This window comes from Agarivorans sp. QJM3NY_29 (genome assembly GCF_050870835.2).
GTDB lineage: Bacteria > Pseudomonadota > Gammaproteobacteria > Enterobacterales > Celerinatantimonadaceae > Agarivorans.
This window is the reverse complement of sequence record NZ_CP194036.2, coordinates 44,755-71,178: the sequence shown is the minus strand read 5'-3', so window position 1 is coordinate 71,178 and position 26,424 is coordinate 44,755. Positions and strand designations below refer to the sequence as shown.

At 48.6% G+C, this 26,424-nt stretch carries 23 protein-coding genes; 15 read left to right on the top strand and 8 right to left on the bottom strand.

From position 1 onward, the window contains the following. Positions 1–81: 81 nt before the first annotated feature. Positions 82–405 (bottom strand): type 1 glutamine amidotransferase domain-containing protein, encoded by a 324-nt coding sequence (locus tag ACRRS0_RS00305; RefSeq protein WP_432461085.1) that lies wholly within the window; start codon positions 403–405, stop codon positions 82–84. A gap of 445 nt (positions 406–850) precedes the next feature. Here ACRRS0_RS00305 and ACRRS0_RS00300 point away from each other — a divergent pair, with 445 nt between their 5' ends. Then, positions 851–1,783, top strand: coding sequence for an AEC family transporter (locus ACRRS0_RS00300; RefSeq protein WP_432455197.1), 933 nt, complete (start codon positions 851–853; stop codon positions 1,781–1,783). Positions 1,784–1,907: 124 nt separating this feature from the next. Here ACRRS0_RS00300 and ACRRS0_RS00295 read toward each other — a convergent pair whose 3' ends face one another. Then, the gene (locus ACRRS0_RS00295; protein ID WP_432455198.1) at positions 1,908–2,192 is read right to left on the bottom strand and encodes a hypothetical protein; all 285 of its coding nucleotides are present in this window, start codon (positions 2,190–2,192) and stop codon (positions 1,908–1,910) included. 842 nt (positions 2,193–3,034) lie between these two features. On the opposite strand from ACRRS0_RS00295, the gene ACRRS0_RS00290 reads away from it, so the two are divergent. The 7 genes from ACRRS0_RS00290 to ACRRS0_RS00260 all read left to right on the top strand — a co-directional run bounded on the left by ACRRS0_RS00290 (position 3,035) and on the right by ACRRS0_RS00260 (position 12,588). After that, positions 3,035–3,790 (top strand): GntR family transcriptional regulator, encoded by a 756-nt coding sequence (locus tag ACRRS0_RS00290; protein WP_432455199.1) that lies wholly within the window; start codon positions 3,035–3,037, stop codon positions 3,788–3,790. Continuing rightward, complete coding sequence (gene prpB / locus ACRRS0_RS00285; RefSeq protein ID WP_432455200.1) at positions 3,787–4,662, top strand: methylisocitrate lyase; 876 nt, start codon at positions 3,787–3,789, stop codon at positions 4,660–4,662. The genes ACRRS0_RS00290 and prpB overlap by 4 nt, the downstream gene beginning before the upstream one ends. 457 nt (positions 4,663–5,119) lie before the next feature. Then, the gene (gene prpC / locus ACRRS0_RS00280) at positions 5,120–6,244 is read left to right on the top strand and encodes a bifunctional 2-methylcitrate synthase/citrate synthase (protein WP_432455201.1); all 1,125 of its coding nucleotides are present in this window, start codon (positions 5,120–5,122) and stop codon (positions 6,242–6,244) included. A 119-nt stretch (positions 6,245–6,363) separates the two neighbouring features. Then, positions 6,364–8,958: a Fe/S-dependent 2-methylisocitrate dehydratase AcnD gene (acnD, locus tag ACRRS0_RS00275; RefSeq protein WP_432455202.1), complete on the top strand. Its 2,595-nt coding sequence runs from the start codon at positions 6,364–6,366 to the stop codon at positions 8,956–8,958. A gap of 9 nt (positions 8,959–8,967) precedes the next feature. Continuing rightward, positions 8,968–10,146 (top strand): 2-methylaconitate cis-trans isomerase PrpF, encoded by a 1,179-nt coding sequence (gene prpF / locus ACRRS0_RS00270; RefSeq protein ID WP_432455203.1) that lies wholly within the window; start codon positions 8,968–8,970, stop codon positions 10,144–10,146. Between the two features lie 104 nt (positions 10,147–10,250). Next, positions 10,251–12,191, top strand: coding sequence for a propionyl-CoA synthetase (locus ACRRS0_RS00265; protein WP_432455204.1), 1,941 nt, complete (start codon positions 10,251–10,253; stop codon positions 12,189–12,191). A gap of 262 nt (positions 12,192–12,453) precedes the next feature. Beyond that, positions 12,454–12,588: a hypothetical protein gene (locus tag ACRRS0_RS00260; RefSeq protein WP_432455205.1), complete on the top strand. Its 135-nt coding sequence runs from the start codon at positions 12,454–12,456 to the stop codon at positions 12,586–12,588. Between the two features lie 125 nt (positions 12,589–12,713). Here the strand turns inward: ACRRS0_RS00260 and efpL are convergent, their stop codons facing one another. Then, the gene (gene efpL, locus ACRRS0_RS00255; protein WP_432455206.1) at positions 12,714–13,289 is read right to left on the bottom strand and encodes an elongation factor P-like protein EfpL; all 576 of its coding nucleotides are present in this window, start codon (positions 13,287–13,289) and stop codon (positions 12,714–12,716) included. A 725-nt stretch (positions 13,290–14,014) separates the two neighbouring features. Between efpL and ACRRS0_RS00250 the strand changes: the two genes are divergently transcribed. Next, positions 14,015–15,238 (top strand): dicarboxylate/amino acid:cation symporter, encoded by a 1,224-nt coding sequence (locus ACRRS0_RS00250; protein WP_432455207.1) that lies wholly within the window; start codon positions 14,015–14,017, stop codon positions 15,236–15,238. Positions 15,239–15,371: 133 nt separating this feature from the next. Here the strand turns inward: ACRRS0_RS00250 and ACRRS0_RS00245 are convergent, their stop codons facing one another. The 3 genes from ACRRS0_RS00245 to ACRRS0_RS00235 are packed head-to-tail and all read right to left on the bottom strand — an operon-like array spanning position 15,372 to position 18,670. After that, positions 15,372–16,733, bottom strand: coding sequence for a sigma 54-interacting transcriptional regulator (locus ACRRS0_RS00245; protein WP_432455208.1), 1,362 nt, complete (start codon positions 16,731–16,733; stop codon positions 15,372–15,374). After that, positions 16,720–17,244 (bottom strand): hypothetical protein, encoded by a 525-nt coding sequence (locus ACRRS0_RS00240; protein ID WP_432455209.1) that lies wholly within the window; start codon positions 17,242–17,244, stop codon positions 16,720–16,722. Before ACRRS0_RS00240 ends, ACRRS0_RS00245 begins: the two co-directional genes overlap by 14 nt. Then, positions 17,234–18,670: an ATP-binding protein gene (locus ACRRS0_RS00235; protein WP_432455210.1), complete on the bottom strand. Its 1,437-nt coding sequence runs from the start codon at positions 18,668–18,670 to the stop codon at positions 17,234–17,236. Before ACRRS0_RS00235 ends, ACRRS0_RS00240 begins: the two co-directional genes overlap by 11 nt. A 345-nt stretch (positions 18,671–19,015) precedes the next feature. Here ACRRS0_RS00235 and ACRRS0_RS00230 point away from each other — a divergent pair, with 345 nt between their 5' ends. From ACRRS0_RS00230 to ACRRS0_RS00205, 6 genes are all read left to right on the top strand, one after another. Further along, positions 19,016–19,363, top strand: a complete 348-nt coding sequence (locus ACRRS0_RS00230; protein WP_432455211.1) for a hypothetical protein — start codon at positions 19,016–19,018, stop codon at positions 19,361–19,363. Positions 19,364–19,781: 418 nt separating this feature from the next. Then, on the top strand, positions 19,782–20,891 hold the full coding sequence (asd, locus tag ACRRS0_RS00225) for an aspartate-semialdehyde dehydrogenase (protein WP_432455212.1): 1,110 nt from the start codon (positions 19,782–19,784) through the stop codon (positions 20,889–20,891). Between the two features lie 368 nt (positions 20,892–21,259). Beyond that, positions 21,260–22,285, top strand: coding sequence for a GGDEF domain-containing protein (locus tag ACRRS0_RS00220; RefSeq protein WP_432455213.1), 1,026 nt, complete (start codon positions 21,260–21,262; stop codon positions 22,283–22,285). A gap of 375 nt (positions 22,286–22,660) precedes the next feature. Beyond that, positions 22,661–23,500 (top strand): hypothetical protein, encoded by an 840-nt coding sequence (locus ACRRS0_RS00215; RefSeq protein ID WP_432455214.1) that lies wholly within the window; start codon positions 22,661–22,663, stop codon positions 23,498–23,500. Positions 23,501–23,511: 11 nt separating this feature from the next. Then, positions 23,512–24,531, top strand: coding sequence for a Gfo/Idh/MocA family oxidoreductase (locus tag ACRRS0_RS00210; RefSeq protein WP_432455215.1), 1,020 nt, complete (start codon positions 23,512–23,514; stop codon positions 24,529–24,531). Between the two features lie 63 nt (positions 24,532–24,594). Then, positions 24,595–25,311 (top strand): sulfite exporter TauE/SafE family protein, encoded by a 717-nt coding sequence (locus ACRRS0_RS00205; RefSeq protein WP_432455216.1) that lies wholly within the window; start codon positions 24,595–24,597, stop codon positions 25,309–25,311. A 39-nt stretch (positions 25,312–25,350) separates the two neighbouring features. Here ACRRS0_RS00205 and ACRRS0_RS00200 read toward each other — a convergent pair whose 3' ends face one another. Both ACRRS0_RS00200 and ACRRS0_RS00195 read right to left on the bottom strand, forming a co-directional pair. Further along, positions 25,351–25,665: a DUF3301 domain-containing protein gene (locus ACRRS0_RS00200; RefSeq protein ID WP_432455217.1), complete on the bottom strand. Its 315-nt coding sequence runs from the start codon at positions 25,663–25,665 to the stop codon at positions 25,351–25,353. Positions 25,666–25,740: 75 nt separating this feature from the next. Next, complete coding sequence (locus ACRRS0_RS00195; RefSeq protein WP_432455218.1) at positions 25,741–26,160, bottom strand: secondary thiamine-phosphate synthase enzyme YjbQ; 420 nt, start codon at positions 26,158–26,160, stop codon at positions 25,741–25,743. Positions 26,161–26,424: the final 264 nt, after the last annotated feature.

The following is a 26,424-nucleotide window of genomic DNA, read 5'->3' as shown; positions in this document are numbered from 1 at the left end:
GAGCGAGGTCTGGCTAAGTCTCATTTGATTGAATTACGTCCCTGTTATGCCCGCTACCGCAACACTATAGTTTGCCTTCACTTACAACGCCTGAATCACAGCCTCTGCCAACGCTTTCGCCGAAGCGGGGTTCTGACCGGTAATCAAACGCCCATCTACCACCACTTTATTTTCAAACATTGGTGATTTTTCAAATATAGCCCCAGTCTGTTTTAAAGCGGTTTCCAATTCAAAAGGTACGATCTTATCGTAATCCCGAGAGCTTTCTTCTTCTGGCGTGAACCCAGTTACATGACGACCTTTGATCAAGCTTTCGCCATTGCTTAACTTCACATTGATGAGTCCGGCCGGACCATGACAAACCGCGCTAACAATGTCTTTTTTTTTGGTACATGGTGCACACAATATCAATGAGCTCTGGGTTATTCACAAAATCCCACATTGGACCGTGCCCCACCCGCCAACCAGCAATATCACCGTATAGATGGACTGTTTCTTTATTTTTCAATAGCGGCAAAAAATCAGCCCAAACTAAGTGCATTCGTAGACATCTGCGCACAAATATTAGACCTTTAGCCATATTCAGAGAATTTTGGCGTTGAAAAATTTGCGGGAGCACCACTAACAACTCAATTTGACAACCAAGCGAGCTGACGACGATGATTGAATCATCCCGGCTCGCAGGAGGCTCGCTGCAAAGCCTCTAACCATAAAGCCTTGAATACAGCACCGTTAGGCTGTTATCCCGATTGCTGTCACCTCACTATTTGTATGATTTTTTAATCAAGTCCTTTACAATGGTGTTTTGCTAGCCGATTCAGGTCTAAGTGACTTTCAAGGACGAGTTTTAATGGAAGCTGTATTAAGCATTACTGCGCCTATTTTCTTCTTAATTTTCTTAGGTTATTTGGGAGTCCGCTTCCAAGTTCTCCCGCAAGACACCCTGCCCGGTTTAAGCCGTTTTGTGGTGTACTTTGCCTTACCTGCACTAGTCTTCACCAAACTATTAAGTATGGATTTAGCCGAAGTGGTTAACCTCGATTACATGCTAATCTACACCCTAGGTGGCTTATTCGCCTTAGTGTTTACCATTTTGTTGAGTCGCTTGGTATTTAAAGATTCCTGGGAAGCCTCTGGGGTAAGAGGTTTAGGTGCCGCCTTACCCAATAGTGCCTTTATTGGTTTTCCGGTGATCTTACAAATGTTTGAACACCCACCGGCACAAGCCTTCGCCATGAGTGTGATGGTGGAGAACATCGTGTTGATGCCAGCTGCCTTAATTTTCCTGGAAACCATGATGGGAAAACGCCAAGGGAATAAAGGCAGTGTATTTGTCCCTGTCGTGAAACGGATCAGCTCCAATCCAATTATTATCTCAGTATTTTTGGGACTGCTCTGCTCTTCGCTGGGCCTAAAAATGCCAGCCTTCATTAGCTATGGTTTAGGCATGCTATCTCAAGGAGCGGCCTGCGTGGCCCTGGTGGTAATTGGCGGCTCACTTTGCGGGGTATCCATCAAATGTAATATTGGCCAAATGTCTTTGGTAGCAATGGTGAAATTGCTGATTTTTCCAATGGTGGTATCGGGCTTGGTATTATTGTTTCCCGATCTGTCCAGCGATTTGAAAACCTCGGTAATTATCTTTGCCGCTGTTCCCATGTTTAGTATTTATCCAATTATTGGCGGCGAATATGGTGAACGCAGCTTTTGCGCCAGTACCTTGTTGGTGACCACCATTTTATCCTTTGTGAGTTTGAGCGTATGGCTCCACTTTTTAGTGTAATCCCCACCTTTGTATCACACAAAACCCTGCAATAAGCAGGGTTTTTTATTTTAGCGATTGCTTAACTTGGCTCATCATTGAAGATAAAGACCACCAATCTGCGCTCCCCTTCGGGAGCGCAGATTCACGTTCGAATTTTCAACGGTCTCTGTCGAATACGCCAAGCCTTGAGGTTTACTCGACGCTTTGCTCGCTCGCGGCGCTCTGGGCGTTCCACTTGATCGAGCTTAGTGCGGAATCGGCCATCAGCATCAGCACCAATATCTTTGGCAATATGTATATTCAAGCCTTCGACTCGCCAGCGTTGTTGGCGCTGAGCCTTAAGCCATTGTTGGGTTTCCAAATGACGCTGGTAACGTATTAAGCTTTCTACGATGAAAGTAAGTAAACGAATTTTTAGTGACATCATGTCGCATTCTCCATTAAAGAGGGCGAAGTGATACAGCTAATATAGGGGTATTAATGATGATCCCTCACTGCAACACTTCGCAGCTCGGGTAAAATTGGGATGGGTCTCAATCTTAGCTAACTGCGTAGGCCTTTAGTAACACGCATCGTTTATTCATATTGAAAAAACGAGCTTGCGAAACGTTAGCCATTAGTCGTACGGAATGATGTGTAACACATGATAAATGTTTCATATTTCCCCTCGACTTATGCAGTAAATGATTGAAAACGTAAGATAACCGTTGAACGCTCAAATATCAAGCACCAACACCAATAAAATGACTTTTTTTATCATTGATTTTGAGTGAACAAAAACAATCCCTTCCATTCACATTGAAGGATCGTTCTCTCTCCCGTCGCACATGTTTTTTTTGATATTCATCGCCAACAAAATGATCGCTTGGTACGCTTAGTCGATCACGAGAATAAAACCTGTGAACTCAGAATTGTGCGCAATTTTTATTTTTCCAATCGGCGTTTTGCAGACTCGTGAGGCCATCGGGTGAAGCTTCATTCGGCACGATTTAAACAACGAAGTCGCTGAGATAACTGTTTACTAGCCATAACAACTGGCAACGACTGCAGTCAAAATCATGCAGCCCAAATACCGAATCAACATTGAACAAATCCAACATTGTCGACAATAAACCATCTAGCCCAATCATTGTAAACAAAACAGACTAATAAGCGGTGAAAACTCGTCTAAAACTAAAGTATAAGACAAGATTGTCGACAATCCCTTGATCGCAGCTCACCATTTACACTACACTGTGCAACATCTAAACAACACAGACGTAACAACAGATGTCCGAACTAAGCCACCTAAAAGAGCAGAGTGATAAACAAAACCTGCTGTCGCAGAATCTCAGCGACACGCTAATCGAAGCCATCGTGAGTGGCCAAATTGCTCAAGGCGAGAAGATTTCAGAGCCCGAACTGGCTCGCCACTACGGGGTTAGTCGTGGCCCTTTGCGCGAAGCCATCTTAAAACTACAAGGCATGGGGCTGCTTGAGCGGATCCCCCATGTCGGTGCGAGAGTGGTGCAACTCAGTCCGCAACAACTCGTCGACATTTACTCGGTACGTGAGGCGCTGGAAGGCATGGCCTGCCGACTCGCGGCAAGCCAATTGTCGACAGAACAACTGGCCGAGTTAAAATCATTACTAGAACACCATCAAGATTATCTACAGCAACACCAAGGCAAAGCTTATTTCGAACAACAGGGCGATTTCGACTTTCACTATCTCATTATTAAAGGCAGCGCCAATCAGCGTTTAGTCAACTTGCTCTGTGATGAACTTTACCACCTGTTGCGCATGTACCGTTACCAGGCCAGCAAACAAGTTTCGCGCCCCGAGCGCGCGCTCAAAGAACACTGGGCCATTTGGCAAGCGCTGGCCGATCGCGATGGCGAGTTAGCCGAAATGCTGATGCGCCGTCATATCGCACGCGCTCGTAAAGCCATTGAACAACAAAGTTTATTTGGATCCGACCAAAGCCCAGAGGCTTTAATGCCCACGGCCACATCCCCTCACGTATTACCAGGAGTGAACTCATGAAACTCTCAGCAGGAGCCCGTTTTCGGCATGCCGTCAGTAGCAATCAGCCGCTACAAATTGTTGGCACCATCAATCCCTACTGCGCAATGATGGCGCAACGCGAAGGCCATCAAGCCATCTATTTATCTGGAGGAGGCATCGCCAATGCTTCCTATGGATTGCCCGATCTTGGCATCACCACCATGAACGATGTGCTGGAAGACGTTCGCCGGATCACTGCCGCCTGTGACTTACCTTTGCTGGTCGACATCGATGTTGGTTTTGGCGGCGCATTTAATATTGCCCGTACCATTAAAGAAATGATCCGCGGCGAAGCCGCCGCGGTACACATGGAAGACCAAGTGGCACAAAAGCGTTGTGGTCACCGCCCCAACAAGGCGATTGTCTCCACTCAGGAAATGGTTGATCGAATTAAAGCCGCGGTAGATGCCCGCCAAGATCCCGAGTTTGTGGTGATGGCTCGTACCGACGCCCTGCAAATAGAAGGGATGGGCGGTGCCATTGAGCGAGCCTGCCAATATGTAGAAGCTGGCGCGGATATGATTTTCCCCGAAGCGATGCTCACCCTGGAGCAATATCAGCAATTTGCCAAAGCGGTCAAAGTACCAGTATTAGCCAATATTACCGAGTTTGGCCAAACCCCCTTATTTAGCGGTGAAGAACTGGCCGCTGTCGGCGTCGATATGGTGCTCTACCCTCTGTCGGCATTTCGGGCCATGAACCAAGCGGCAGTAGATGTATATCGCGCCCTGCGGGATGACGGCCACCAGCGTAACGTGGTCGATAGCATGCAAACCCGCGCCGAGCTATACGACTATCTGGGCTATCACGCCTACGAACAAAAGTTAGACCAACTGTTTAAACAAGATTAAGTCGCGCGGCAAAGAATACAAACGCAGCGCCTGCAACAGACTGGAAACCCAAAGCACCACATCACGCAGCGCTAAGCGTGATGAGAAACAACAAGGACCAGAACTAGCGAGTGAAACAAAGATTTGACCGTTAGCCCTACAACATAAAGAAATCAAGGAGAACATCATGGTTCAGAAGGCCATCGGAGGCGCCGGCTTACGCGGTCAAAGCGCTGGCGAAACCAAACTATCTAAGTGAGCGGACCAAAGCCTCGCCACTTAGCCAGGCAGAATAGAACAAGGCATGCACTGGCGAGTCAAACCAAGATTTGACCGCTGCGCCTGCAACAGACAGGAAACCCAAAGCACCACATCACGCAGCGCTACGCGTGATGAGAAACAACAATGATCTGAACTAGCGAGTGAAACAAAGATTTGACCGTTAGCCCTACAACATAAAGAAATGAAGGAGAACATCATGGTTCAGAAAGCCATCGGAGGCGCCGGCTTACGCGGTCAAAGTGCCGGCGAAACCAAACTATGTACCGTGGGTCAAAGCGGTTCGGGGCTCACCTATTGCGGTTACGACATTCGCGAACTAGCCGAGCAAGCCAGCTTCGAAGAGGTCGCCTACTTGTTGTTCAATGGTGAGTTGCCCAATCGCGAACAATTAGCGGCCTATCACGACAGCTTACATAACTTGCGTGAACTTCCGGATGCACTCAAAGCGGTGTTAGAGCTGATCCCAGCAAACGCCCACCCGATGGATGTGATGCGTACTGGCGTGTCGATGTTAGGCAATCTGGAAACCGAAGCCAGCTTCGAACAACAGCAACACCACGCCAACCGCTTACTCGCCACCTTGCCCGGCATTATTTGTTATTGGTATCACTTTAGCCAACATGGTCAGCGGATTTCCACCCAAAGCTCGGCCAAGTCGATTGCTGGACATTTTCTGGAGTTGTTACACGGTAAACCCGCCGATCCTTTACATGAACAGGTCATGCAATGCTCACTGGTGGTGTATGCCGAGCATGAGTTTAATGCTTCAACCTTCACTGGCCGGGTGATTGCCTCGACCCTCTCAGACATTCACTCCGCAGTCGCCGGAGCGATTGGCGCGCTGCGTGGCCCCTTGCATGGCGGAGCCAACGAAGCCGCCATGGCAATGATTGAACATTGGACCAGCCCCGAGCAGGCCGAAACCGAAATTATGGCGATGCTGGCGCGCAAGGACAAAATCATGGGTTTTGGTCATGCCGTCTACCGCACCAGCGATCCACGCAATGCGCTAATCAAAGCCTGGTCGAAAAAACTCAGTGAAAACAGCCCAGAACAGCATTTATTTGCAGTCTCGGAGCGAGTAGAACAAGTAATGTGGCGAGAAAAAGAATTATTCTGTAACGCCGACTTCTTCCATGCCAGTGCCTATCACTTTATGGGGATCCCAACGGCCTTGTTTACCCCGATTTTTGTTTGTTCGCGGGTCAGCGGTTGGGCGGCGCATATTATGGAACAACGGGCTAATAACCGCATTATTCGACCGAGTGCCGACTATACTGGTAGCGGCCCACGCAGTTATTTGCCCATAGACCAACGTTAAATCGCACGAATAAATTGGGCTGAGCAAACACCAGCAACTCAGCCCTGTCAGCTTATTTTTAGTCACAGTAGCGGATCCGGTCTCTCCTTAGTTACGACCGAGCATCCATGGATGAGTATATGAATAGTGAATACCGTAAAGCCTTGCCGAACAGCCAACTCGATTACTTTGATACCCGTGCTGCGGTAGAAGCCATCTCAGCCGGCGCTTATGCCAGGCTGCCCTATACTTCGCGGGTACTGGCCGAAAATCTGGTACGCCGCTGCCCACCGCAGCAACTAACGGCCGCCTTAGGACAGATCATCGAAAACAAGCGCGAACTTGACTTCCCATGGTTCCCTGCGCGAGTGGTTTGTCATGACATTCTTGGCCAGACCGCCTTGGTTGATTTAGCCGGCCTGCGTGATGCCATCGCCGCGAAAGGGGGCGATCCGGCCAAGGTGAACCCGGTGGTGCCAACTCAACTGATCGTTGACCATTCGCTGGCGGTGGAACATGCCGGTTTCGATCCACAGGCCTTTACCAAAAACCGCGCCATTGAAGATCGCCGTAACGAAGATCGTTTTCACTTTATCAATTGGTGTAAAAGCGCCTTTGAAAATGTCGATGTGATCCCGCCCGGCAACGGCATCATGCATCAAATCAATCTCGAAAAAATGTCACCGGTGATCCAAACTCGAGATGGTGTGGCATTTCCCGATACGCTCGTTGGCACCGACAGCCACACCCCACATGTGGATGCTTTAGGGGTGATCGCTGTGGGCGTAGGCGGGCTGGAAGCCGAAAGTGTGATGCTCGGTCGCGCCTCCTATATGCGACTGCCAGATATCATTGGTGTGGAACTGAGTGGCCTACGCCAGCCGGGAATTACCGCTACCGACATCGTATTGGCCATCACCGAATTTTTGCGCGAGCAAAAAGTGGTTTCAAGTTACCTGGAGTTTTACGGCGAAGGTGCAAGGCAGCTGACTTTAGGCGATCGAGCGACCATCTCCAACATGACGCCAGAGTTTGGTGCAACCGCCGCGATGTTCTATATCGACGACAAAACCATCGACTATCTGCGACTCACCGGACGGGAAGAATCACAGATTAGACTGGTGGAAAACTATGCCAAAACCACTGGCTTGTGGGCCGATACGCTCCGTCAGGCCGAATACCAACGCGTACTGCATTTCGACCTCTCCAGCGTGGGACGAAACATTGCCGGGCCATCCAACCCGCATCGCCGCGTTCCCACTCGCGAATTGGCGAGCCGCGGAATTGCCTCTCCGGTACCTCAGCAAGCGGGGTTAATGCCCGATGGCGCCTGCATTATCGCCGCCATTACCAGCTGCACCAATACCAGTAATCCACGCAATGTGATTGCTGCAGGGCTACTTGCCCGCAACGCCAACCAACGCGGCTTAAGCCGCAAGCCTTGGGTCAAAACCTCGCTGGCTCCGGGCTCCAAAGCTGTGCAACTGTATTTGGAAGAGGCCAAGTTATTACCCGAACTCGAACAACTGGGCTTTGGCATTGTTGGCTTTGCCTGCACCACCTGCAATGGCATGAGCGGCGCTTTGGATCCTGCGATTCAAAAAGAAGTGATTGAACGAGAGCTGTATACCACCGCCGTATTGTCGGGCAACCGCAACTTCGACGGACGGATCCATCCCTATGCCAAGCAGGCCTTTTTAGCCTCTCCGCCCTTGGTGGTGGCCTACGCCATTGGCGGCAGCATCCGTTTCGATATTGAAAAAGATGCCTTAGGGCACGATGCCCAAGGTAAACCGATCACCCTTAAAGACATTTGGCCCAGTGATGAAGAGATTGATGCGGTGATCGCTCAAAGTGTCAAACCCGAGCAATTTCGCCAGATTTATCAACCAATGTTCGATATGAAGGTAGATTATGGCAATCACACTTCGCCGCTCTACGAGTGGCGTGCACAAAGCACCTATATTCGTCGCCCTCCCTACTGGGAAGGAGCTTTGGCGGGCAAACGTAGCATGCAGGGAATGCGCCCTTTGGCGGTATTAGGCGACAACATCACCACCGATCACCTATCGCCTTCCAATGCGATTATGCTGGACAGTGCAGCCGGTGCTTATTTGGCCAAGATGGGCCTGCCCGAGCAAGATTTTAACTCCTATGCCACCCATCGCGGCGATCACCTCACCGCTCAGCGAGCCACCTTCGCCAACCCCAAGCTATTTAATGAAATGGTCAAACAAAACGGTCAGGTTCAGCAAGGCTCACTGACCCGCTTAGAGCCCGAAGGAAACGTGATGCGAATGTGGGAAGCCATCGAAATTTACATGCAACGGAAGCAGCCGCTGATTATTATTGCCGGTGCCGACTATGGTCAGGGGTCGTCACGCGACTGGGCCGCCAAAGGCGTGCGCTTAGCTGGGGTGGAAGTGATTGTAGCCGAAGGCTTCGAGCGGATTCACCGTACTAACTTAGTCGGCATGGGCGTATTACCGCTACAGTTCACTACTGGCAATAACCGTCATAGTTACCGCATCGACGGCAGCGAAAGCTTCGATGTACTAGGTGAGCCCAGCGCTGGCGCAACACTCACCCTGATGATTACCCGCAGTAACGGCGAGCGCATCGATTTACCCGTGTTATGCCGTTTAGATACCGCCGAGGAAGTTTCGGTGTATCAAGCAGGCGGTATATTACAGCGTTTTGCCGACGATTTTCTCGAAAGCTCGACTCAGCATTAAGGAGCCATCATGACTTATCCGGCACAGATCCGCATCCCGGCCACCTATATGCGGGGTGGCACCAGTAAAGGGGTATTTTTTAAACGCGATGACCTGCCACCAGCCGCGCAACAAGCTGGTGCCGCGCGTGATGCCCTGTTGCTAAGGGTGATCGGCAGCCCCGATCCCTACGGCAAACAAACCGATGGCATGGGCGGGGGAACCTCCAGTACCAGCAAGGCGGTGATCTTATCCACCAGCCAACATCCAGAACACGATGTCGATTACCTATTTGGCCAGGTGTCCATCGATACCGCCAAAGTGGATTGGAGTGGTAACTGCGGCAACCTGACTGCGGCAGTCGGCGCCTTTGCGATTCATGCCGGGTTGGTCGATCCGCAACGCATCCCCGACAACGGCATCGCCGAGGTCCGAATTTGGCAGGCCAACATTGGCAAAACTATTCTTGCCCATGTCCCGATCAGCCAAGGCCAGGTCCAAGAAACGGGGGCCTTCGAGCTAGATGGTGTGACCTTCCCCGCCGCCGAAATACGCTTGGAGTTTCTCGACCCCGCCGACAGCGATGGCTCGATATTTCCCACAGGGAAACTGATGGAGCAGTTAGATGTACCGGATGTGGGGAGCCTCAAGAGCACCATGATTAACGCCGGAATTCCCACCATCTTTATTCAAGCCGACGAACTGGGCTACCAAGGGACCGAGCTACAAGAGGCGATTAATAATGATGCGCGCGCCTTAGCCATGTTTGAGTCGATCCGTGCCCATGGCGCGCTGCGCATGGGACTTATTTCGTCGCTACAAGAGGCGGAGCAACGCCAACACACCCCCAAAGTTGCCTTTGTCTCACCAGGCAAAGACTACCAGAGCGCCAGCGGTAAAACCGTAAAACAAGGCGACATCGATTTACTGGTGCGGGCACTGTCGATGGGCAAGTTACACCACGCCATGATGGGTACCGCAGCGGTCGCCATTGGCACCGCGGCTGCCATTCCCGGCACATTGGTCAATTTAAACGCTGGCGGTAAGGCCCGCGAAACAGTGCGCTTTGGCCATCCTTCTGGCAGTTTAACGGTTGGAGCACAGGCACGAGAACTCAATGGCCAATGGCAAATCAGCAAAGTTGCGATGAGTCGCAGCGCCAGGATCTTAATGGAAGGTTGGATCCGAGTACCCGGCGACGACGATTAAAGCGCCACCAAGCACACTAAATCAGCCGCGGCACTGCCAGCGGAGCCAAGCAGACATCCGCCCCTTGCCAAGAGGTAACTAGCTTAGGGACGAGGAGGAAAAAGATGAATATGCAACACCATGAACCCATGCGCCCCATCGGCAACGAGCAACAAAACGGTGATTATCAACAAACCATCAACTATGCCAATCAGCACCGCGAGCAGTTTTGGTTAAGCCAAGCGCAACAATTAGCCTGGTACAAGCCACCCCAAGAGGCACTCAGCCAGGACGAATATGGCAACTATCGCTGGTTTGCCGACGGTGAAATGAACACCGCTTATCTGGCGCTCGACTATCATTGCGAGCAAGGGCGAGGCAATCAAACGGCGCTGATTTATGACTCTCCGGTGAGTCATAGTCAGCAAAAATTCTCCTACTTTCAGCTTCGCGATCAGGTAGCACAAACCGCTGGTATGTTGGCTCAGCAAGGCGTGAGAAAAGGCGACCGGGTAGTCTTGTACATGCCGATGATCCCCCAAGCCGCCATCGCCATGTTAGCCTGCGCTCGCCTAGGAGCCATTCACTCGGTGGTATTTGGTGGTTTTGCAGCCCAGGAATTAGCGGTGCGTATTAACGATGCTCGGCCCAAGGTTATCATGACCGCCAGCTGCGGCCTCGAAGGCAGCAAGGTGATTAACTACCTGCCGATGGTGAGCCTTGCCCTGGAGCAAAGCCAACAAATGGAAACCCCAGTTCTAGTATGGCAACGCCCACAGCAAGCGGTTGGTTTTAATCAACAGTACCTCAACTGGCGGCAGCTGCAACAACAAGCACCCGCCGCCGATTGTGTGCCGGTAAAAGCCACCGACCCGCTGTATATCTTGTATACCTCGGGCACCACGGGCAAACCTAAAGGCGTGGTTCGCGACAATGGCGGCCACGCAGTAGCGATGCACTATTCAATGCACAGCGTTTACCAAATGGTACCCGGCGAAGTATTTTGGGCGGCTTCCGATGTCGGCTGGGTGGTGGGCCACTCTTACATTGTGTATGCCCCGCTCATCAAAGGCTGCACCACCATTTTGTATGAAGGTAAACCAGTACGAACCCCCGATGCAGGTGCCTTTTGGCGAGTAGCAAGCGAACATAAAGTGAAAGTACTATTTGCCGCCCCCACCGCCTTTCGGGCCATTAAAAAAGAAGATCCCGAAGGGGCCTTGGTAAAAAACTATGACCTCAGCCAGCTACGCGATATTTTCATGGCGGGCGAGCGTTTAGACCCACCCACTCTCGACTGGACCCTTGCCAAAACCGATAAACCAGTTACCGACCACTGGTGGCAAACCGAAACCGGTTGGGCGATAGCCGGCAATCCTTTGGGTTTAGAGCGCATGCCAGTCAAGGCGGGCAGCGCCACCAAGCCATTGCCCGGTTATCAGGTAAGCATTTTAGATGAAATGGGTGAGCCCTGCGCTGCCAATCAGCAAGGTTTTATTGCCATCCAATTACCGCTTCCCCCAGGTTGCTTAAGCACCATTTGGGGCGATCAGGCCCGTTTCGAATCTGCCTATTTAAAACAATTTCCCGGCTACTATGTATCCGGTGATGGCGGTTACATCGATGAAGATGGCTACCTGTTTGTCATGGGTCGTATCGACGATGTAATTAACGTGGCTGGCCACCGCCTATCAACTGGCGAAATGGAAGAAGTGGTGGGCGCTCATCCGGCTGTGGCAGAGTGCGCGGTGATTGGCAGCCACGATGAGTTGAAAGGCCAAGTGCCCTTCGGTTTGGTGGTGCTTAAAGACGGCGTACAACAAGCAGACCATGAGATTTCAAAAGAGCTGATTAAAAAAGTCCGCCAAGAAATTGGTCCTATCGCCTGTTTTACTCAGGCGATTATCGTGCAGCGTCTGCCCAAAACACGTTCCGGGAAAATACTACGTCGCACCCTGCGTCAACTGGCCGATGGTGAAGACTACGCCATCCCCTCTACCATCGACGACCCCAGCAGCCTCAGCGAAATAGAAGAATTAATGCGCCAAGGTCGAGTGATGATTTAACAAAGCCTGGCTCCATCAGCGCTTAAAGCAATGAGAATAGAAAGCCACTTTTAAAAGTGGCTTTCTATATTGTGTTTAATAACAATAATCGCTAGTATTCGACCCAAACACTAAAGTCAAATCTATCATTAAAACTTAAGCAAACTGTGGAACCCCCACACAGCCGGTGACTTTAGCCAGTCCAAACCTAAAAGCCTACTCAAACGATGTATATAAAAGCAGTCCGAACTGAAGTTGTTCAGCGGCTTTACAAGGAAATGTGATGATCAAGCAAAATGTGGATTATAAGACCATGGCAGGCAATGCTCGCCTGATATTACTCGGTGAGTCAACGCACAGCGTGGCGGCATATAAAATAGAAGCAATAAAAGCACTCAAACAATTAAAACCGGTGTAAATGACAGGACATAGGCTTCACTCGCACAAGATGCACTATGCACTGAGAGCCGCAAGATTTGTCTACCGGTTCAAAACCAAAAAAGCAGCCATAAAGCTGCTTTCCTATCCATCAATCACTGCAAATCACGACTTATCGGCGCGACTCATAAACTTCTTCTCGGTGGTGCTGATCTTAATCTTCTCACCACTGGAGATATACTCCGGCACCTGTACCGACAAACCGGTGCTTAAAATCGCAGGCTTCGTACGCGCACTGGCGGAAGCGCCTTTAATGGAAGGATCGGTTTCCACAATCAGCATCTCAACGCTGGCCGGTAATTCAATAGCCACAGGCTCTCCACTCACGGTGACCACTTGGATACCACTGGTCTCTTCGGTAATGAAGGGCACTTCGTCAGCAATGGTTTCTTTATTGAGGTTGTAGGGAGTGTAGTCTTCATTATCCATAAATACATACTCGTCGCCATCGATGTAAGAGAACATCACTTGATGACGACTAACATCGGCCAAGCTAATCATTTCGTCAGCTTTAAAGCTTTCATCAGCTTTGGCGCCTGTGGCGACATCGTAGAGCCGCATCCGGTATAAACTCGCGCCTGCTCGGCCACTAGGGGTAAGCTTCACAATATCTTTCACGAAAAAAACTTTGCCGTTATGTTCAATCGCGGCGTTCTTTTTAATGTCACTGGCCTTTGGCATGGCTGAGGTTCCTTAAATAATTCGAGCACAAAAAATATCATGATCTAATTTTAAGGCAATAGTTATGCTTCGTTTACGCCAACTTAAGCAGGCCAACACCCAACACGCCCCATCTCGCGCGCCAATTAATACGATAATGCGGCTGCATTAAACGGCAAAGGCATCAAACCAACAATTCACTTACTTCTTTCAAGAGGTTTCGGTACCAACTCAAGTAAATCATCAGCGAGGCACCTATTCACTGGTTGTCAGTTCTTTGCTGGCGCGATGATATTCTCCCGGCGCTGGTTTGTGGTAATGCTGTTATCGATGTAATGATTCACTTGCCAGACAAGAATCGGCGACAAGCAAGCCAAATTGTTGCGCCCCCCTCCGAACGGTCTTTTCCCAATGCAATTAACAATCATAAAAGGTTCACCCAGCGAGGCGACGTTGATGTCTGCGGAACCAAGACTCAAGCAGACGACAAGCCGCAGCTTATAAGGGTTTAGAACACTTGACGCAGACAACTGATAAAGAAATTTAAAGAAAAATTGCAGTGCAAACAACTATAGATGCAGAGAATAATTTTAAATGTGGCGAGTATTTAACCGAAAATATAATTTTTTATATCTTAAATTGCAATAATAACAGCATAAAGAATGACCAAATCCATCAATTCAAGTACAATGCGCGACCATCAAAAACAAGGGTGCAACCCCAAATCGATTCAAATAGGAATATTGATGGACGCAACACAACCGCTGTATAAAAATATTGGTATACAAGTCATCATCGCAATGATTCTTGGGACCATCGTTGGCACACTGATGGGAGAACAGGCGGCAATGTTTGCACCTCTTGGCGCCATCTTCATCCACTTAATAAAAATGCTGGTGATCCCACTGATTGGCGTCTCAATTATCGCGGGTGCGGCGAATTTGGGAAATAGCCCTGCAGCCGGTAAAATCGGCATTACCACCTTTGCTTTCTTCCTTGGTACTTCGGCGGTCGCGGTTATTCTAGCGCTGGTGATGGGCCATATCTTCCAACCGGGTAGCGGTCTGGACTTGAGCCAAGCCAGCCATTTATTCTCCAATGAATACGCCGACAAAGGCAGTGTACCCGGCGTGATGGAAACCATCATCGGCATGATCCCTCAGAACATCTTTGCTTCTTTAATGGATGCTAATATTCTGCAAATCATGGTGTTCTGCCTATTCTTAGGAATTGCTATTTCGAAACAACCTAAGGCCAAAACAGCCCCTTTAATGGAAAGCTTAGACACCATCATTTCTGCTTTCATTTGGATGATTAACATCGTGATGATCATTGCCCCTATTGGTGTATTTGGTTTGATGGCGGAGTCGGTAGGCACCCTTGGCTTCAGTATGTTAACGCTGGTTGCCAAGTTATTTGCAGTGTATGTCGCCGCGATTTTAATTTACGGCTTAGTATTCTACCCTCTCACCATCAAACTATTCTCCAAGACTTCGGTTCGCCAGTTCATGAATGTAATGACAAAGCCGCAAGCGGTCGCTTTATCCACCGCATCTTCGATGGCAACCCTACCGGTCACCATGGAAGTTGTCGAAGAAGAATTAAACATCTCTAAAGCAACCGCCTCCTTTGTATTGCCACTGGGCGCCACCATTAATATGAGTGGCAACGCCATCTATTACGGTTTAGTTGCAGTATTCTTCGCGCAAATTTTTCAGGTCGACTTAGGTTTTGCCGCTTACGCCGCGATTATCTTTACTGCAACGCTTGGTGCAATTGGTCAAGCGGGTATACCCGGCCCTTCATTCTTAGTGGTCGCAGTCTTATTGGCCGCAGGGATCCCCATCGAAGGTCTACCGCTATTATTTGCCTTAGACCGAATCTTCGACATGCTCCGAACATCGCTGAACATCACTGGCGATGCCGCTTGTGCGGTGATCGTGGATCGTTTCAACGAGAAACACCTTTAAACACAAAAAGACTTGGAGTGCCACTGCTAGCGCTCCAATCTCTGGTGACTCAAAGACCAGCGAAAAGTGTTCTCTCGTCCCAAGCGATCACAGCAAGCGCGCGAAGTGCGGCAAGCAATGACACTTTGATTGATTAAGCGCGAAACGATTCGGGGCGTAGGTGGTGACGTTCCAGCAATTTATAAAATTCCGTGCGATTACGCATCGCTAACCTTGCCGCCTGACTCACATTCCCCTGAGTAAGGCGCAAGAGGCGGGCTAAATAACTTCGTTCAAATTCATCTCTGGCCTGCGAAAAGCTGACTAACTCAGCTTTTTCACGCAGTGCTCGCTGCACCAGTTGCACAGGGATCAACGGCCCCGTGGATAAGGCATTGGTTTGCTCTACCACATTCATCAGCTGGCGAACATTGCCCGGCCAACGCGCCGCCACCAAACTGGCCATCGCATCGGGCGAATAGGTTTTAACCGCCACACCTTGTCGGTCGGCAATTTGCTGACTGAAATGATGCACCAACAGGGGAATATCTTCCTGACGTTTCGCCAGAGGCGGTAGGTCTAATTCCACCACATTGAGTCGGTAGTATAAATCTTCCCGAAACTGCTGTTGCTGTACCGCCTGATAAAGATCTTGGTGAGTTGCCGAAACAATGCGCACATCCACCGCAACATGTTTCGTCGATCCCACCGGGCGCACTTCGCGTTCTTGCAAAGCTCGCAATAACTTCACCTGCACACTTAAGGGAGTATCGGCAATTTCGTCCAAAAACAAGGTGCCGCCCTGAGCCGCCTGAAACAAACCATTGTGCGCATGAGCTGCGCCACTAAAGGCCCCTTTCACATGACCAAATAGTTCCGACTCAAATAAACCCTCGGGAATGGCTGCACAATTCACCGCAACAAAAGGGCCTTGGCTGCGCGAGCTTGCATAGTGAATCGCCTTAGCCAGCAATTCTTTACCCGAACCACTTTCACCTTGGATCATGATATTCACATCACTCGGTGCCACTTGCTGAATTTGCTTGAGCAACACCTCCATTACTGGACTACGACTAATGATATCTTGTCGCCAAGCTGGCGGCTCACAACTGCGAACCGACTCGCCTGCGGGTTGCTGTAAGTGCAGCGCTTCGGCCACCTTAGCTAATAACTCTTGGCTGTCAAAAGGTTTGGTTAAGTAGCCAAATACACCTTGTTGAGTGGCGGCAATCGCATCCGGAATATTGCCATGAGCCGTCAATAACATTACAGGCAGACTGGGATAGCGTTGTTTAATGGCATTGAACAAGGCTAAGCCGTCCATGCCATCCATGCGTACGTCACTGATCACCAATTCCGCCGGATAACTTTCTAATTCGGCCAGAGCTTGTTTGGCACTGGCAACCGCTCGTACCTGATAACCAGCCGATTGCAAACGCAAGCTAATCAGGCGCAATAAACTAGGGTCGTCATCGACAACTAAAAGGTTGCCGCCATGTGGGTTAATTTCGTTCATTTAATTGCTGCTCAATTCGAGTGAGTTCATCTAGTTGCATCTTTAATGCCGCAATTTGCTGTTGTAATAATAGCTGTTGCTGTTTTTGGTTAGCGCCCAAATTTTCATATTTATGCTGCCACTTTAGCGCATCACTCAATTGATCATTTAGCGCCAGCAGCATCCCCTGCTGAGCAAAGCTGCCTTGGCTGGCAAAAGCCTGGCTCAAGGCTGCATGAGCTCGATGCGGATTTTTCACCGGTGATCTCTTATAAGCATATAACAGGCCGAGTTTTACCGGATTATCACCTAACTGTGGATCTTGCAATAAAATCTCTAACTCATTGAAGATCTGATCATCGCTCATCTCCGCTAAGCGCAAATAATAGGCCGAGGGCGTAAAAATACCGTTCATACTCAACTGGGCGTCGCAAACTAGCGCCACCTGATTTTCCCCCTCAGGTAACAGCTGACAAGCCGTTAAACCGAGTGTAAATAAAGCCAATAAACCTAGCTTGGCACTACTTTTCATGCTGTTGGTTTCCTTGTAATCCTTCGACTAAAAACCGGCTGCCTGGACTTAAACGCTGATAGCGTAGCTGTGCGTGTTGTCGTTCAACCAATTCTTTGGCAATCGTTAAACCGAGACCGCTGCCCTTAAGGCGTGGATCTTTGGCTGCCGGCCCTTGCACAAAAGGCTGAAAGATTCGGCTTTGCAAATCATCGTCGATGCCTTGACCTTGATCGTCGATATAGAGGCTCACCCCCGCAGACCCCACGAAAGAACCCAACACTATTTGACCATGATCGGGAGAGAACTTAATCGCGTTAGACAACAAATTGTCAACGATCACCCGCAGTTGCTCCTTATTTGCAACAACACTTGGCTGCTGAATATCCAATTGAGTCGTTAACTGACGACTACTTAAACTTAATCGATGACTTGCGAGAACCTGCTCCACCAGCGCCCTAATATCAACCCCTTGCGAAGCTTGTTGCAGCGGCGTATCCAATAGTAAATTGAAATCGAGTAAAGCCTCGATTAACTGTTGTAGTCGTAAGCTACTGTCTCGTAAAATTTCGGTGATTTCCTGTTGCTGCGCATTCAGTGGCCCAGCACTATTATCGTAGAGTAATTCATTACCCTCACGGATCGCCGCCAAAGGCGTTTTGAGCTCATGGGAAATATGCCGAATAAAACTGGTTTTTTGCTGCTCTAAGCTAAGCAAACGCAGTCGCATCTCGTCTAAAGCATCGGCGATAGCCATCACTTCGCTGGCACCACTCACTTTAATAGCTTGGTCAAATTCACCCGATTTAAGACGCGCGATTTGCGGCCGCAGTTGTTGCAGCGGTCGGGTCACAACCAGCACCAGTAATACCGCCGCAGCTAAAGCGAAGGGCAGCCCCAGCATACTTAACATCAAGCGCCGTTGCGCCGATTGGGTACTTTGCTCCAGTTGTTGAGCGAGCTCTTTCACCAAAATTTGACTACGTTGATCGAAACTCTTTCCTAATTCAGACAAGCGATTAAACTGTCGATTTAACTGCTTATTATCATTGGATTTCGGTTGCGCCATTAACTTACCGAGACTCACTAACTGCTGCTGTAATTGCGCGACAATACTCAATAGCGCGGGGTCATGATGTTGTTGCTGAAAGGCCACCAATCCACCCGACAACTTTTGCCATTGATCCTGGTATAAACTCAGTAGATTCTCGTCGGCTAATACCCTAAATTGACGGGCACTACGCTCTAAATCGAGTAAGTTCTCGTCTAAACGTTTACTACTGGAAACCACCTCAGCGGCCAAAAAGGCAGTTTGTTGGCCCTGCATGGAGACCTGTTGTAAATAGTAAGAAGCTAACAACAAACTCAATAACAGCGGCAACCCCAGAGTAGCCAAAGCCCAAAAACTCAGACGACGAATTGAAGCAAGCGCACGAAAATTAATCAATGGGCCAATCCTAGCAATAAATATCCGATAAATTGCGCCTATAATGCCAGAGATAGTTAAAAATTATACTGTCGCCAGATAGCGACAATGAGAAAAGCGCCACAATCTATTGGTAAGTATTTGATGTCGATGTGATTTATCTGAATCGCTAGAATAAATTAGCCCTTGGCTAACACAGCACCAAACCACCTGTCGCCTTAGCACGACAGTATGTCCAGCAGTAATTAGTTAAACCATTGATTTGTAATAATTAAATTATTTGGCTCAATTTATGCTTTTGTAGGACCTATACCACGAGCCCCTCTAAACCGCTCGTCTAGCTTAAAATAAATAATAGGGACCACTATGCAACAGTTTGAACAGCGCTGCCTACGCATTGGCGATTGGATTTTTGAAATTAAGATGGTCCGAGCGATCAGAGTTAGCGAATATGGTCAGCCCTATGATGCCTGTGCCAATATCAACTTCAACGGCACTCAAGCGTATTTTGACAATCAACTGACTCGAAACGATAGCGCCTTTACAGCCAAAGACTTTGCCACCTTCGTGGAGTTTTGCCAAGAAATGGGGATCAGCGATGCCAGCTACGATCGCTATAGCCAAGGTAAACGCCGCACCCGAACCATTACCATCGGTGAAGATCCTCGCCAATCATCTAAAGTCGTTAATTTTCCCTACAGCGGTTCTGCTTAAGCGCAGAGCTCGTTATCAACGAGCTTAAAACTGCCGATATCTATTGGAGATGCGAGGCTTGGTAGAACTTTGACGCTTAAGCTTGGTTTGGATTAAATAGTTTTAGTCACGAAAAAGGTCTAAATAAGTGACGCAAACCCTTCTCTGTTTTTCTTTCAAAATGGGAAGCAAGAAGTAAAAACTGAATTATCAAACGTATCGGGCCACCGCAGAGAGTGCGCCCCCCCTTCGCTTGAATTGGCATGCTTCCCATACCTAGCCTTCGCGATATAAACAAACTGCTGTAAAAATAATCACAAAAGCGCAACCGGGCCTAGTGTTCAGCGCTTGCCAATGGTAATCTCAAAAGTTCGTGAAGACGGCGTCTTGGCGAAATAGCAAACACTCAATATTATAAAATAAAGGATGTAAGCAAGCCATGAGAGTAGGTTTGGTTGGTTGGCGCGGTATGGTGGGTTCCGTGTTAATGCAACGTATGCGAGAAGAAAACGATTTTGCCCACATTGACCCTGTTTTTTTTAGTACTTCGCAAGTTGGCATTGCCGGCCCGGATGTCGGTACAGGTAAGACCAGCTTACTCGATGCCTTTGACATCGACAGCCTAAAAACCATGGATACCATCATTACCTGCCAAGGCGGAGATTACACCAAAGCTGTGTATCCCAAATTACGCGCCAGTGGTTGGGATGGCTATTGGATTGATGCCGCTTCAGCCTTACGTATGGAAGACGATGCCATCATTGTACTCGATCCAGTTAACCGCGATGTGATTGACCAAGCGCTCAACAAAGGGATCAAAACCTACGTGGGTGGCAACTGCACAGTGTCACTGTTACTCATGGCGATTGGTGGTTTATTTGAAAAAGAGCTGATCGAATGGGTAAGCCCTATGACTTACCAAGCCGCTTCGGGTGCTGGTGCGCGTAACATGCGGGAATTAATCAGCCAAATGGGCGCTATTCGTGATGATGTTGCCGAAGAGCTAGCTGACCCAGCCTCTGCGATCCTCGACATCGACCGTAAAGTTGCCGAGAAAATGCGTGCCGACGATTTCCCGAGTGATCAATTTGGGGTACCACTAGCGGGTAGCTTAATCCCATGGATTGACGTCCCACTACCAAGTGGCCAAAGTAAAGAAGAATGGAAAGCACAAGTCGAAGCCAACAAAATTTTAGGCACCAGCGAGCAAGCGACTCCCATCGACGGGATCTGTGTGCGAATTGGCGCAATGCGTTGTCATAGTCAAGCGCTGACCATCAAACTGAAAAAAGACCTCCCTGTGGCAGAGATCGAACAAATTCTTGCCGAGCATAACGATTGGGTAAAAGTGATCCCCAACCAGCGAGAGCTTTCAGTTGAAGAACTCACCCCAACCAAGGTCACTGGCACGCTCAGTGTTCCCGTAGGCCGCATTCGCAAACTCAGTATGGGGCCAGAGTATATCTCGGCTTTTACTGTCGGTGATCAGTTACTCTGGGGCGCGGCAGAGCCATTGCGCAGAATGCTACGTATTTTGATCGCAAAATAATCAAGCACTTCAGCCCAGTCAAACTTGCTGGGCTGACTTTACTTATCCCCCAGCAAAACTCCTCTAAGTAAAAAAAACCTCGTGATAGCGTAAAGTTAACTAAGCTGTAATGAGTAATGCTTGGCAATTAAAAAATGGTTTTAAGCGCTCATTGACCAAGACTTAAACGATAGGTGAGCGATGACAAGATAGTCATACTCTTCCATTTATCTACGCATCAAAGCATTTAAATCACAATTATTGCTAATCAAATCACCTATAGTTGATCAGTAAATCAGTTATCATAGCCTTGGGTTTGGGTATGTTGCACTCTCCGTTACATTTCGCAATCACCAAACAGGGACAGTCTCAATATCGATGGAACTCTTATGAGCCAAAAACTATTTAAGAAAGCGACTCTAAATTTAAAGAAAGCTGTACCACTGATGATGAAGTATCAGATCCCGGCCACCCCCAACAATTATGCCTTGTGGTATTTGTATGTCGATGACCAAAATCCTGAACTAAATGCCGCTATTGATGAAATAATTAGTGAATATGACACAGTCCCCACCACCAATAGCCAAGTGTTATACCAAAACCATATTGCCAGCCAAGATCAATTAAATATCGAGAGCATGCGTCTTAACTTGGAAGCCATGGCTACCGAATTATCGCAAACCATGCTTGATACCGGCAGTGATGCGAGTACTTTTCAGTCCAATATCGACCGTAACTTTGCCAAACTCAATCGTATTGAAGAAGATGGCGTTCCCTTAGAGCAAGTGCTCGGATTAGTTCGTAACTTAGTCGAGGATGCCGCCAATATTCGTCAAAGTACCAATTTCTTTAATTCGCAATTGGGTAAAGCCAAGGCTGAAATAGAAAACTTAAAAAGCAAACTAAAAGAAACCGAAAAAGAAGCGCTCTACGATGCCCTCACTGGCGCTTTAAATCGTCGAGCCTTCGATTCCGATTTTAAGCAGCTATACGATACGACTCCGCAGGGACTCTGCATCATTTTAGCCGATATCGATCACTTCAAGGCCTTTAATGATAGTTACGGACACATTCTCGGAGACCAAGTTTTAAGAGTCGTGACCAAACGGATCCAAGAGGCCTGTAGAGACGGGGCTAAAGCCTATCGTATCGGCGGCGAAGAGTTTGCGATTCTCTGTCCGAAATCGAATATACGCTCGGCCAGGCAATTAGCCGAATCAGTCCGTCGCGCGATAGAAAAGCTTAGCCTTAAAGATCGCCGATCCCACCAGCGCATCGACAACATCACCTGCTCCTTTGGTGTTGCTGAATATAACCCTATTAGTAAATCACAGGCGATTGTCGAATCAGCCGATGCGCAACTCTACGAAGCAAAACGCTTAGGCCGAAATCGAGTAATGCCGATCGTCAGTTAAAATCCCGAGATACGGTGAACTCATCGACCAACAGTCACAAACTCGAAACGGCGGTAAACGCCATTTTATGCTGACTAATTTATGCTGGTCGGCTGGTTGTTCCAGCCCAGAATTCTGTTCAGAACTGCTCATGTTGCGTTCCTCATTCATGCCATTAAAGCTATCCATAGGCTGCAACAATCCTATAAAAACACCATGAATTTTTGATGAACAATTTACTAACGCCTCAGCAAACGGCATAGTTGTGGCTACTCCACAATCCAAGAGTTAATTGCGACACCATGATTCAGCGAATGGCGCTCAAGCCTCGACCAAACTGCCAATTTTTGGCAACTCAAGCGGTATCTCATTCCCTCTGCATTCACGAGGATGCCAATGCTTAAAGTAATCGCCCTTATCGCCCTATTAATGTTCGGTACACTCGCTGGATTAGTGCTATTTCCACCGCCAAGCAGTGACTTTCAACACAGTCCTTTAGCCGATGAAACACTTAAACCAGAACTAAAAGCCGAGTTAACTGGGATCCCTAATGCCGCCAGCCTGCTCTGGCAAACAGAGAAACAACAGTGGCTCATTGGCACGCTTGCCCCACAAACCGTCATGGTGAACGGCTCCGCTCAATTTGCTTATCTCAATCCCCAACTCAAGCGCGCAGAACTGGTACCACTCCCCACCAGCGGAGACATTGCAGACCTAACCATGATTGATCAACACTTACTGGCAATTTCTGCGGATGGACGTTTGCTATTCTTTAGCCAAGCCGGCGAACAGTGGAAGTTTATCGATAAACGGAAGTGGCTCAAGGGCGGACTGATCCATAAAACGGCAGGCGTGATATGGGACTCCCAAACCAAGCAATTGTATAGTTGCGAGCGAGAAGGCTTAAAACGTTGTTATCGCGGCAACCGCGAGGGCCAACAAGCAAGCTCATTTGACTTAGTGATGGCAGATCCGAATCAACAACAAAGCCTACAAGAATACCAATTGGGCAGTATGGCTTGGCATCAAGGCAACTGGTATATACTGAGTCCTCGCTTTAGCAGTCTATTAAAAGTTGACCCACAAAGCGGTCAAGTCCTAAAAATATCAGCGCTAGCACAGCCAGACACGGCCCAAGCGATTGCCAGTAATGGCAAACAATTATGGTTACTCAGCGTCACACGCCAGCAACCTGACCGAGTTAAACTCTCAACCATTCCTTTGTCTACCCCCTAACAGGAGCGGTCATGTTAAACGTTGCTATCATTGGTTTTGGTTTATCGGGGCGAGTATTTCACGCCCCGCTCATTCAAGCTTGTCCACAACTTAAGCTGTTCGCGATTGCCAGCTCGCAGCAGGCCTCGATTACTGAGCGCTACCCGCATGTTCTGTGTCTTGATCCGCAACAGGTCATCGACCACCCTGAAGTCGACATTGTAGTGATAGCCAGCCCGAATTCGGTACATGCCGAACAAGCAGAACAGGCCATGTTGGCAGGTAAACACGTGATTGTCGAAAAGCCACTGGCGCTGAATAGCCAACAATGCTTGCGTTTGCAACAAGTCGCCCAACAGACAGGAAAGTACTTAAGTGTATTTCACAATCGCCGTTGGGATAGTGACTTTCTCACCATTCAAGGCCTCATCAAGCAACAACGCTTGGGGAAATTACATAGCTATAGCGCCCATTTTCACCGCTATCGGCCAGTTGTGAAAACCCGCTGGAAAGAACTCGACCCTCAGGGTGGCGGTGTTTTATATGACTTAGGCGCCCACCTGATTGATCAAGCACTGTGTTTGTTTGGCCCCCCCCAACAACTATGGGCTCATCTTGCCATGCAACGCCCTGGAGCTAAGAGTGTCGACAGCTTTGACTTACATTTAATCTATCCCGAGTTAAAGGTGCAGTTAAGCTGCAACTCTTTAATGCTTGAACCAGGCCCTCGCTTTCAGTTACATGGCGATCGAGGCTCCTACGCAAAATGGGGAATGGATCCGCAAGCACAACAACTAACGGTGGGACTGTCACCGAAGGCGCGACACTTTGGCAAAGACTCAAATCGTAGCGAAATTCATCTCGCCAACCAAGCCACCGTGCATCAAAGCTTAAGCAAAGGCAATTATCCGGCCTTTTATGATAACTTTGCCGCCGCAGTGCTCCATGGTGAACCGCTGGCCATTAGCGCTCAACAAGCCAGTGATGTGATTCGAGTAATAGAACTCGCCACCCTGAGCCACCAGCAGCAGCAACTATGCAACTTCAACTAAACCCATCGAGAAATCGCTCACGGGCTAAGCCCTGTTAGCCCAATATCAATAAGGAATACTTTGGTGATTACCCTGCTGGCCTGCCTACTGATCTTTATCGGTTCGTTGGTCCAATACACAATTGGCTTTGGCTTGGCGGTGATTGCCGCGCCATTACTATTTCAGCTCTCGCCCATCTATGTACCCGGTCCGGTGGTGATTGTTGCGCTGGTGATCTCCATCTTCAGCGCCGTCGAGCATCGCAGCAGCATCTCATTGAATGGCTTAAAAGCAGCCATACTCGGTCGGATCCCTGGCACAATTGCCGGTGGCGCTTTACTCTATTGGGCAGACTTGGCCAGCTTAAGCTTTTGGTTAGGTTTATCGGTACTGATCGCGGTGGCCATCAGTTTATTACCAGTGCGCCTCGCCCCGACTCCGAAGCGCATGGCGATCGCAGGTTTTATGTCTGGATTTATGGGCACCAGCAGCTCCATTGGTGGGCCGCCCATGGCATTGTTACTGCAGCATCAACAAGCAGGCTATTTGCGCGCAAACTTATCAGCATTTTTTGTGGTGAGCTGTTTATTATCACTGCTAGTACAAGTGCCTATCGGTTATATGTCGCTGCAACACTTACAAGCCAGTTTACCCTTAATTCCGGCGGCTTTAGCCGGCGTTTGGTGTGGCAGGCGCTACGGTAAACGACTGCCACAGCGATGGATGCGCAGCTTTTCACTAACGCTATGTGCGATATCGGGTGGTTCCGCACTACTCAGCTACTTTTTAAGTGCTCATTAGTACAGCACCAAATATATTCAACTGTAGGGTCAACCTTTACTAATGTAAGGGTTCGAAGGATTCATCAATCCGATAGGCTGGTAAATCAAACTTATATTGGCTACCAGCCATGATCAACAAGGCCTGATAACGGCTCTCTCCGGTCGAAGAAAATTCAAATTGGTAGCAGCGGCACCAGCGCCAATGGCCAGCTATTTTTTGCGGTTTTTCTTGTTTAAAATTGAGATCGAGTAGCTGCAAATCAAGCTGCTGACATTTTTGCTTAATCAAATGTTGCGCACGCTCGGCGTCTTTACGGCGACGCCAAAAAAACAACACGATAGCCATAAAAATAAAGATCGCTAATAAGTCCATCGCACCATCTTCAGTTTGAGGAATGAACAAGATGTCGAGGAGGGTAACTCAGCACGTTGGAGTTCTTTACTCAGCTTATTCACCGTTGATCGTCACCACAATTTGCCGACGACCGCCTTGCTCACGATGTTCGCCTAAATAAATACCTTGCCAAATACCTAAGTTAAGCTCTCCGGAGCTGATCGGCAAGGTGAGTTCGCAACCTAATAAGCTACTTTTTATATGTGCAGGCATATCATCGGGACCTTCATAAGTATGCTGATAATAGCCCGCATTCTCAATCACCATATGATTAAAATGAGCTTCTATATCATGCCGCACACTGGGATCGGCATTTTCATTCAAGCTTAAACTCGCACTGGTATGTTGTAACAAGAAATGACACAGCCCCACATTAAACTGCTTTAATTCTGGTAGCTGTAATAGTAACTCTTCGGTAATTAAGTGAAAGCCACGAGGCCGAGCCTTAAGTCTTACCAAACGTTGTAACCACATTAAATAAGGCCTTTAGTCTATGTTCTAGAACGTATTTCAAGTATAGCTGTCTGTCTCCTTGATACTGGGCAGCGCGAGGGCCAAAACAGGCAACCTACACACGCTTGAATCGATAAACAAATTAAACAGCATTCGATTAACATCCCTAGACTAACAGTGGGCGCTTAAGTTTGTAAATACACTAACTCTGCTTATCTTTCTCAATTACGATGACCACCGCAGGTTTATAGTTTATTCAGGTGGTACCGAGCAGTGGTTTAAGAG